7 protein-coding genes are annotated in these 10,271 nt (G+C 39.8%); 4 read left to right on the forward strand and 3 right to left on the reverse strand.

The window, feature by feature from the left end; translation table 11 throughout:
* Window positions 1–104: 104 nt before the first annotated feature.
* Window positions 105–1,220: an S-(hydroxymethyl)glutathione dehydrogenase/class III alcohol dehydrogenase gene (locus B2Y23_RS01570; protein WP_291368605.1), complete on the forward strand. Its 1,116-nt coding sequence runs from the start codon at window positions 105–107 to the stop codon at window positions 1,218–1,220.
* 55 nt (window positions 1,221–1,275) lie between these two features.
* Here the strand turns inward: B2Y23_RS01570 and B2Y23_RS01575 are convergent, their stop codons facing one another.
* The 3 genes from B2Y23_RS01575 to hppD form a co-directional block, all read right to left on the reverse strand.
* On the reverse strand, window positions 1,276–2,481 hold the full coding sequence (locus B2Y23_RS01575; protein ID WP_291368607.1) for an aromatic amino acid transaminase: 1,206 nt from the start codon (window positions 2,479–2,481) through the stop codon (window positions 1,276–1,278).
* A 33-nt stretch (window positions 2,482–2,514) separates the two neighbouring features.
* Window positions 2,515–3,915, reverse strand: a complete 1,401-nt coding sequence (locus B2Y23_RS01580; protein WP_291354502.1) for an amino acid permease — start codon at window positions 3,913–3,915, stop codon at window positions 2,515–2,517.
* 196 nt (window positions 3,916–4,111) lie between these two features.
* Window positions 4,112–5,173, reverse strand: a complete 1,062-nt coding sequence (hppD, locus tag B2Y23_RS01585) for a 4-hydroxyphenylpyruvate dioxygenase (RefSeq protein WP_291354503.1) — start codon at window positions 5,171–5,173, stop codon at window positions 4,112–4,114.
* A 983-nt stretch (window positions 5,174–6,156) separates the two neighbouring features.
* Between hppD and B2Y23_RS01590 the strand changes: the two genes are divergently transcribed.
* The 3 genes from B2Y23_RS01590 (at window position 6,157) to B2Y23_RS01600 (ending at window position 10,247) form a co-directional block, all read left to right on the forward strand.
* A complete protein-coding gene (locus B2Y23_RS01590; protein WP_291368609.1) occupies window positions 6,157–7,218 on the forward strand; it encodes a 3-deoxy-7-phosphoheptulonate synthase in 1,062 nt (353 codons plus the stop codon).
* A 253-nt stretch (window positions 7,219–7,471) separates the two neighbouring features.
* Window positions 7,472–8,650, forward strand: a complete 1,179-nt coding sequence (locus tag B2Y23_RS01595) for a PilT/PilU family type 4a pilus ATPase (RefSeq protein WP_291354505.1) — start codon at window positions 7,472–7,474, stop codon at window positions 8,648–8,650.
* Between the two features lie 400 nt (window positions 8,651–9,050).
* Entirely contained in the window at window positions 9,051–10,247 is a 1,197-nt protein-coding gene (locus tag B2Y23_RS01600) for a PilT/PilU family type 4a pilus ATPase (RefSeq protein WP_291368611.1), read from the forward strand.
* Window positions 10,248–10,271: the final 24 nt, after the last annotated feature.

A 10,271-nucleotide genomic window follows, 5' to 3' on the forward strand; every position in this document is an offset into this window, starting at 1 on the left:
AAAGTTATAAGTACATATTATCATCATGTTATAGGTTGAATCGGACAATAAAAAGAGGTTACTGTAGCTCATCTGTTAAAGAACCAAAAAAGGATGAATCATTCATGAAATCACGTGCTGCCGTCGCATTTGGTCCAGGTCAACCGCTCGAAATTGTTGAAATTGATGTTGCACCGCCCAAAGCAGGTGAGGTTTTGGTGAAAATTAGCCATACGGGCGTCTGTCATACTGATGCTTTTACTTTATCGGGTGATGATCCTGAAGGTGTGTTTCCTGCAGTATTGGGCCATGAAGGTGCAGGGGTTGTGGTTGAAGTCGGTGAAGGCGTGACCAGTGTTAAACCGGGTGATCACGTTATTCCACTGTATACCGCAGAATGTGGCGAATGTTTATTCTGTAAATCGGGCAAAACCAACCTGTGTGTGGCTGTTCGCGCAACCCAAGGCAAAGGCTTGATGCCGGATGGAACCACCCGTTTTTCTTATAATGGTCAGCCGATTTACCACTATATGGGTTGTTCAACATTCAGTGAATATACCGTGGTCGCTGAAGTGTCTTTGGCAAAAATTAACCCTGAAGCGAATCATGAGCATGTGTGTTTGCTCGGTTGTGGCGTAACCACAGGTCTGGGTGCGGTGAAAAATACCGCTAAAGTTCAGGAAGGCGATACCGTAGCCGTATTTGGACTGGGTGGTATTGGTCTGGCTGTGGTGCAAGGTGCCAAGAAAGCCAAAGCCAGCCGTATTATTGCGATTGATACCAATCCTGAAAAATTCAAACTGGCTGAACAGTTTGGTGCGACAGAATTTTTAAATCCGAAAGATTATGACAAACCGATTCAGGAAGTGATTGTTGAAAAAACCGGCTGGGGCGTGGATCATTCTTTTGAATGTATTGGCAATACCAATGTGATGCGTTCTGCACTGGAATGTGCTCATCGTGGCTGGGGACAATCGATCATTATTGGGGTCGCGGGTGCAGGTCAGGAAATTTCAACCCGTCCATTCCAGCTGGTTACCGGCCGTACCTGGAAAGGCACTGCTTTTGGTGGCGTGAAAGGTCGTTCACAACTGCCGGGGATGGTAGAAGAAGCCATGAAAGGTGATATTCAACTTGAACCTTTTGTAACGCATACCATGGGACTAGACAAAATCAATGAAGCCTTTGATTTAATGCATGAAGGTAAATCGATTCGTTCAGTGGTGCATTTTGAAGATTAATTGTCTTCAAAATAAAAAAACGGGCTAATGGCCCGTTTTTTTATTTCAGTTGCATTTAGCCTGTAGCCTTAATCACTTCAGCTATAGCTTCTGCCACATAATCAATATTGTTTAAATTCAGACCCGCAGCGCACATACGGCCACTACGCACCAGGTAAATACCATATTGATCTTTTAGGATATCGACCTGTTCAGCAGTCAGGCCAGTATAGCTAAACATGCCTTGCTGTTTTACCAAATAGCTAAAGTCACGCTCTGGTAAGGCTAGGCTGAGTTTATCTTTTAAAATGTGACGCATTTTAATAATCCGTTCCCGCATTTCTTGCAGTTCAGCTTGCCACTGTGCAGTCAGATCAGCATCATTCAGTACATTCTCCACTAGCAAGGCACCGGTCGTAGGTGGGCTTGAGTAAATACGGCGTACTGTTGCTTTTAATTGTCCTAACACTTTTTGTGCAGTGCTCGGATCATCACAGACAAAAGTTAAGCCACCAACACGTTCACCATATAGCGAGAAAATTTTAGAGAATGAATTGCTAATAATAAAATTCATGCCTGCTTGGTCTAGAGCACGAATGGCATAAGCATCTTCCTCTAGTCCTTGACCAAAACCTTGATAAGCAATATCCAGAAAGGGAATCAGATCCTGTTTTTTCAGGATTTCAATGACCTGATCCCATTCAGCAGGAACTAAGTCTGCACCCGTCGGGTTATGGCAACACGGATGTAACAACACAATGCTTTTTGCCGGTAGCTCGCTCAATTTTTCCAGCATCGCTGGTACATTGACGCCATTGGTGGCTGCATCAAAATAAGGATAGAAGTGCGAGTGAATGCCGGCACCATTAAAAATGGCAATGTGGTTTTCCCAAGTCGGCTGGCTGACCCAGACATCAGATTCAGGAAAATATTTTTTCAAGAAATCAGCACCGACTTTCAGTGCGCCAGAACCGCCTAAAGTCTGGATGGTGACCGCACGCCCATCACGGCGTGCTGGACTGTTTTCTCCCAATACCAGAGCTTGAGTGGCTTGGTTATAAGACTTTAAACCATCCATTGGTAAATACAGCTTGACCTGTTCATTGCTTGCTTCAATATTTTTATACGCTACTTTAACCGCTTTAAGTTGAGGCACAATATTGTCCTCATTGTAATAAAGCCCAATACTTAAATTCACTTTTTGCGCGCGTTCATCTTTAGCAAACTCTTCCATCAAAGAAAGAATCGGATCACCTGCATAAGTATCAACATGTTGGAACATGAATATATCCTTTGTTATAGGAAGTAAAACAAATCAAGCCTTCGGTATAGAACGCATTTTATCTTTTAAAGCTAACTCGTGGTCCGGTATTTTTTTATTTTTAAAGAAATAGGCAATCAGCAGTACTGAAATCCAGACCGGAATCATCAGGACCGCAATACGCATATCGGGAGTCTGACTCATAATCAGCAAAATACCGCACATAAAAATAATGCAGACATAATTGGTAAAAGGGTAGGCAATGCTCGGAAACTGGGTTGAAGCATTCATGGCTAGCATGTGTTTTTTGAATTTTAAATGCGTATATGAAATAACCACCCAGTTAATTACAATTGCGGCAACCACCAGCATCATCAGCAAGTTAAAGGCTTTTTCTGGAAACAGGTAATTGATGAGCACACAGATTAAAGTAAAAAATGCAGAGACCATGACGGCATTGAATGGAATGCCACGACGATTAATTTTACACAAAAATTTAGGTGCATTGCCTTGTTGTGCCAAGCCCAACAACATACGGCTGGTACAATAATTGGTACTGTTATAGACAGAAACAGCCGCAGTCAGCACTACAAAATTTAAAATCGTCGCGACCGTTTGACTACCCAAAGAATCAAAAATAAGGACAAAAGGGCTGCCGCCTTGTGCCATTTGATTCCAAGGATACAGTGACAAGATAATCACCAGACTCAAGATATAAAATAAGAGCACCCGATAAACAATTTGGTTAACAGCTTTGGGTAAGGTTTTTTGCGGATTATCGGTTTCCGCAGCCGCAATTCCGACCAGTTCAATCCCACCAAATGCAAACATGATCATCGCCATGGCCATAACCAATCCCATGACACCATTCGGGAAAAATCCACCTAATTCCCATAGGTTTTGCATACTGGACTGTGTACCACCACTGCCACTTGCAAGTAAATAACTGCCAAAGGCAATCATGGCGATGATGGCCAAGACTTTAATAATGGCTAACCAGAATTCCATTTCACCAAATAGTTTGACGTGTAAAAGGTTAATCACATTAATAAAAATAAAGAAGCCTAGGGCTGAAACCCAGGTTGGAATTTCAGGCCACCAATAATGAATGTAAAGGCCAATTGCACTCAGTTCGGCCATGCAGACCAAAATATTCAATACCCAGTAATTCCATCCCGACATAAAGCCGGCAAATTTACCCCAGTATTTATAAGCAAAATGACTAAACGAGCCGCTCACCGGTTCTTCTACAATCATTTCACCCAATTGCCGCATCATTAAAAAAGCAATCAGCCCGGCTATGGCATAACCTAAAATGACTGATGGACCCGCAAGCTTAATAGTTTGTGCAATACCGAGAAATAGTCCGGTGCCAATAGAGCCACCCAGTGCAATCAGCTGGATATGACGATTACTTAAACCTTTTTTCAGGTTTCCTTGTTCAATTTGCTGCATTTTCTATCTTCATCCATGCTGAGATAGTGCTCTATTTTGATGAATGCAATTCTATTTCATTCTTGTTTTATTCAATCATCAGAGCAGTATCAGAAATATGATTAAAATCATTTCATTGAGATATAAATTTTTCATGCACACAGCAGGTGTGTGCATGAAAAATTATTACAACGTTAATGAAAAGATTGAGCTGAAATTAAGCTTTTGAAATATCCAGGACGCCGCGTTTAATCTGGTCGCGTTCAATAGATTCAAACAAGGCCTTGAAGTTGCCTTCACCGAAACCGTCATCGTCTTTGCGTTGAATAAATTCGAAAAATACCGGACCCAGCATATTTTCAGAGAAAATTTGCAATAACAAACGCTTGTCTTCATTTTGGGTATTGCCATCCAGCAGAATGCCACGCTTTTGCAATTCATCAGTCGGTTCACCATGATTTGGCAAACGCTCTTGCAGCATTTCGTAATAAGTATTTGGTGGCGGTGTCATAAATTTGGCGCCCAAGGCTTTTAATTTATCCCAGGTGCCAATCAGGTCATCGGTAATAAAAGCAATATGCTGAATGCCTTCACCATTAAAATCACTTAAAAATTCAGCAATTTGGCCATTACCTTTGTCGGAATCCTCATTCAATGGAATACGGATTTTTCCATCAGGCGCGGTGAGGGCTTTAGAGGTTAAACCGGTATATTCACCTTTAATATCGAAATAGCGAATTTCCTGAAAATTAAAGATTCTTTCATAAAAATCTGACCAATATTGCATACGGCCTTTATAAACATTATGAGTTAAATGGTCGATTTCTTTTAACCCCGTTCCTACCGGATGAGAATTAACGTCATTAAAGAAGATGAAGTCGCTTTGATAAATATCTCGATCGACCAGGAAAATAGGTGAGCCACCAATCCCTTTAATTGCCGGAATATTCAGTTCCATTGGGCCGATTTTTGAATAAATCGGCTCTGCACCTAATTCAATGGCTTTATTAAAGGCTTTGGCTGCATCTTTGGTTCTAAAGCCCATTGCACATGCAGAAGGGCCATGTTCTTTAAAGAAAAATGCGGCATAAGATTCTGGTTGATAATTGAGAATGATATTAATATTGCCTTGACGCCATAAATACACATTTTTAGATTTATGCTTGGCAACTTTGCTAAAACCGATCGTTTGAAAAATTTCATCTAGATCGCCATCTTTAGATACGAATTCAATAAACTCAAATCCACAAAGTTCTAAAGGGTTTGCTAGCTTATTCATACAACGTCCTCATTTTCTTAAAGCAATCCTATTGCCTGTTTTTTAAAATATTCACTTTTAAACAAACGAGAAAAATCATATCAATCAGTTCAATTTTTATGACAAATCCGTTTGTCTCATCCTTTATTTATCGTTACAGTCCTTCGTTTCAGAGCAAACCTTATACGATAAATTTGATTTATTTTCACATCATACGGTGGTCCATTAATTATTCAATACATAAACTAATTACGAATTACGTAATTTTCAGACTAAATCAATCCATCATATAACATAAAGTAAGGATATATATAAAATATTGTTTTGAGTTTTTTGATGCATTTACTCAGCCAATAATTGTTTATTTTTGTAAATATAATTTTTTTTAAAAGTTTAAAATTGATTTATCTGTTTGTTATTTATATAAATTAAATTTCTATAGGAGTAGTGGAGAAATTGAAAAATGATCGAATAAAAAATAATTTAGCGAAATGATGCAGGGATAACTCGAAATAAATGAGAAGAGGGTTTAACAAGTTTTTTTAAAACAGATCCCACTTCAGCCATGAAGGCGGGTTTTTAAACAATATATAAGCAAAAGTTTAATGATTGATGTATTTTTATTTTAAATAAAACTATTGTCAAACCCAGCAATACAGCGTATTTTAATTTCAAGACGCATACTTTTTTGAAGAAATAAAGATGTTAAAGCAACCTGTACTCTCAAACGCAACTTATTATTTTTGGCAATTTAGATAATTGCCTGAATGCGTTCGGGCAAGAAAAGGTTGCCCACCAAGTTTATAACCTGATCGGCAACCCTGATCAGGTTTTTTTATATCTTATTTTTTTATACATTTTTGGAGTTATCTCATGAAAACATTTAAATATTCATACTTTAGCAATTTTTATTGGTTTTACTTTAATCAAATGATGACGCAATCCATTAGACCCATAACACTCAAATAAAAGATTGGACTGATTGAAGTCCCCAGGAAAGACCAATGAATGCTTTAAATACTGCTTTACAACAAACTCAAACAACTGCAAAAGAAACCCTTTTAACTTTGCCGCATCAATTGAAGGCGCAATTGCCTTTATCAAATAAGCTGGCGCAGCAAATTACTGAGCAGCGTCAAATCATTCAAAACATTTTAGATGGCAAAGACCATCGTTTGATGATTATCACAGGCCCATGCTCAATTCACGATCCCGTTGCTGCACTTGAATATGCTGAAAAATTACAACAATTACAAAGCCAAGTAGCAGATCAGATTTTCCTGGTTATGCGTGCCTATATTGAAAAACCACGTACCACTGTTGGCTGGAAAGGTTTCCTGTATGACCCAAATTTAGATGGTTCATCGGATATGCAGTTGGGGCTAGAAAAATCACGTGAGTTATATCTTCAAATTATTGAAATGGGCTTACCAATTGCTGCGGAAATTTTAAGTCCAATGGCAACCGCATATTTCGACGATTTACTGGCTTGGGGAGCGATTGGCGCACGGACCAGTGAATCTCAAATTCACCGTGAAATTTCCAGCCATATGCCATATAGCATCGGTTTCAAAAATGGCACGGATGGCTCCATTCAAATTGCACTGGATGCCATCCATTCTGCATCGCATCCCCATCAATTCTTAGGCATGAGTCAATCTGGCTTGCCTTGTATTTTACAATCAAACGGTAATCCAAAAGCCCATCTGATTTTACGCGGTGCAAATTCAGGCCCTAATTATCAGTTGGCTGAAATTGAAAAGATCAAAGAAAAATGCAAAGGTGAATTACCGGCTTTGGTGATTGACTGCAGTCATGGCAATAGCCACAAAAATCCGCTTTTACAGCCAGAAGTACTGCGTACCATTGTCGCTGAGCGTTCGCAAAGCCATGTTCGTGGGATAATGCTGGAAAGTCATCTGGTTGATGGTCAGCAAAAGATTTCCTGTGATATGACTTATGGCCAGTCGGTGACAGATGGATGTCTGGGCTGGACAAAAACAGAACAACTGTTGTTAAATATAACTGATTCACTGCGACTGCAAAGTTTAAAGCGTAGTGCTTAAGTTTAAGGTTAGGTCTTTCCTCAATCCATTGGGGAAAGACGGTATCAGGTCAAACTGATAAGCAGAATCTATACGGATGTTTAATGCAGTGCATTAAGTATTTTGAAATGCAGGATAATGATTATTAAAATAATTTTAAAAATTTAATAAAATAATAACTGATTTAAAAAATAAACAATAACAATAATTTATTAGAGGTCAAACCCGAACCGTTTTATGTGGCTGGCGGGGTGATGATCTCAGGAATCCCGATATGTATAGCCCTGAATTGCTCGATGAAGCACGTAGATTGATGCACCACATGTTGACCAAAGTGGTTGAATATGGTGGTTCAGATCTTTTTATTACAGCAGACTTTCCACCGAGTATCAAACAGCAGGGTTTGATGAAGCCTTTTGGTCAGCAAAAACTGACGGCGGATAAAACTCGTTTATTTGCCTATGCCTTGATGAATACCAGGCAGATCCAGGAATTTGAATCGGTCATGGAATGTAATTTCGGTATGAGTGTGCCGGGTATTTCACGTTTCCGGGTTAATGTGTTTCAGCAACAGCACAATGTAGGCATGGTGATCCGAACAATTACTACCGATATACCAAGCTTTCAGCAATTAGGATTACCAAACTCGCTGCAACAGGTGATTATGGAAAAACGAGGACTGGTTCTGATTGTTGGCGCGACGGGTGTCGGAAAATCTACTACGCTGGCGGCCATGGTTGATTACCGTAATACTCACACTGAGGGGCATATTATTACCATCGAAGATCCTGTGGAATATGTTTACCAGCATAAAAAGTCGATGATTACACAGCGAGAGATTGGGGTTGATTGTATCTCCTGGCATAACGCACTCGTTAACACGATGCGTCAGGCTCCAGATGTCATCGTCATTGGTGAAATTCGGGATACAGATAGCATGGAGCAAGCGATTGCCTTTGCCGAATCAGGACACCTGTGTCTTGCCACGCTGCATTCCAATAATGCAGACCAAGCCCTAGATCGCATTATCAACTTTTTCCCCGAAGAACGCCGTAACCAGCTGCTGATGGATTTATCTGCCAATATGAAAGCTGTGATTTCCCAGCGCCTGATCCGAACAGAGGATGGCAAAGGTCGTCGTGCTGCGGTTGAAATATTGCAAAATACCCCTTTGGTGTCTGACCTGATCCGTAAAGGTGAATTTTATGAGTTAAAAACCATTATGGCGCGCTCGCGTGAACTGGGGATGCAAACCTTTGATCAGGCACTTTTTGATTTATACAATCAAGGCGTTATTTCTCATGAAGAAGCTTTGCGTAATGCAGATTCAAGTAATGAACTTCGCCTGCAGATCAAGTTAAAGAGTAGTCGCATCAATCCGGTTTTACAGGCAGAACGCGGGCAAATATCCATACTCGAGCAATCCAGTTCTCATAAAATTTCTACTCATTAATGCATGACTCTTTAAGCAAATTGAAAGTCAGCTGAAAAATAGTGGGTGATGAATACGCGAGGGGCTGAAAGTAAAAATAGCTTTTGGCCACTTATTTAAATTTTTTATTTGTGATGTTGAATGAAAAGGAGTGAAGAATAATATCTCCTTAACCCTCATTTCCTAATTACTGAATATTACTTCCTATACAAATATTTTTTTTGACTGCCAAAGCTTAAAAAATTAATCATTTCCTGTTATTTTTATTTTTTTTGAAATAAGTCACATAATTGTCTAAAAATATTTTCTTTATGGATCAAATTTATTTGAGGCTTTAAAAAAAACGCTGCACAATAAAATCAAAATATATAGGCATAGCCTGCTATTAAAATTCATGCATTTTCGCATGATCGGGGAAAATATGTATAGTACGGAATTACTGGAAGAAGCACGTAAAATAATGTTCCATATGCTGACCAAGGTAGTGGAATACGGCGGCTCGGATCTCTTCATTTCAGCAGATTTTCCACCCAGCATTAAACATCAGGGTTTGATGAAACCCATTGGTCAACAGGCATTGACTGCAGACAAGACCAAACTGTTTGCTTATAGTCTAATGAATGAGAAACAGCGGCTTGAGTTTGAAAGCGAGCTGGAATGTAATTTTGCCATTAGCGTGCCCAATGTTTCGCGTTTCCGTATTAATGTTTTTCAGCAGCAGTTACAGGTCGGGATGGTGATTAGAACCATTACCGCGGAAATTCCAAATTTTACCCAGCTCCAACTTCCTGAATCCTTAAAACATGTGATGATGGCAAAACGTGGTCTGGTACTTGTAGTCGGTGCAACCGGCTCGGGTAAGTCGACTTCTTTAGCTGCCATGATTGATCACCGTAATGAAAATTCTGCCGGACATATCATTACTGTTGAAGATCCGGTGGAATATGTGCATAAGCATAAGAAATCGATGATTACCCACCGTGAAGTCGGCGTCGATAGCCATTCATGGCACAATGCCTTGAAAAATACCTTGCGTCAGGCACCCGATGTGATTTTGATTGGTGAGATCCGCGATACCGAAACCATGGAACATGCCATTGCCTTTGCCGAAACCGGACATTTATGTTTAGGTACGTTACATGCCAACAATGCCAATCAGGCGCTAGATCGTATTATTAACTTTTTCCCGGAAGAACGTCGTAATCAGTTATTGATGGACTTATCTTCAAACATGAAAGCCATTATTTCCCAGCGTCTAGTTCGAACTCAGGATGGACGCGGACGTCGTGCAGCGATTGAAATTCTGCTGAATACGCCATTAATTGGCGATCTTATTCTGAAAGGCCATTTCCATGAACTCAAAGAAATTATGAAAAAATCCCGTGAACTGGGGATGCAAACTTTCGATCAGGCTTTATATGATTTATATAATGAAGGTGCGATCAGTTATGAAGAAGCCTTGCGGAATGCTGATTCCATGAATGAATTGCGCTTGCAGATTAAACTGAAAAGTAACCGACAGGATGAAACGGTTCCAGGTTCAGCTACATCATTCAGTATGGTGCAAGATAAAGCTCCGGAAGACGATCAAACTCAGTATGACCAAGAAGCCTCTTAATTTAAATATATCTTTTTATAAAAA

The organism is Acinetobacter sp. UBA5934 (assembly GCF_002430855.1).
GTDB lineage: Bacteria > Pseudomonadota > Gammaproteobacteria > Pseudomonadales > Moraxellaceae > Acinetobacter.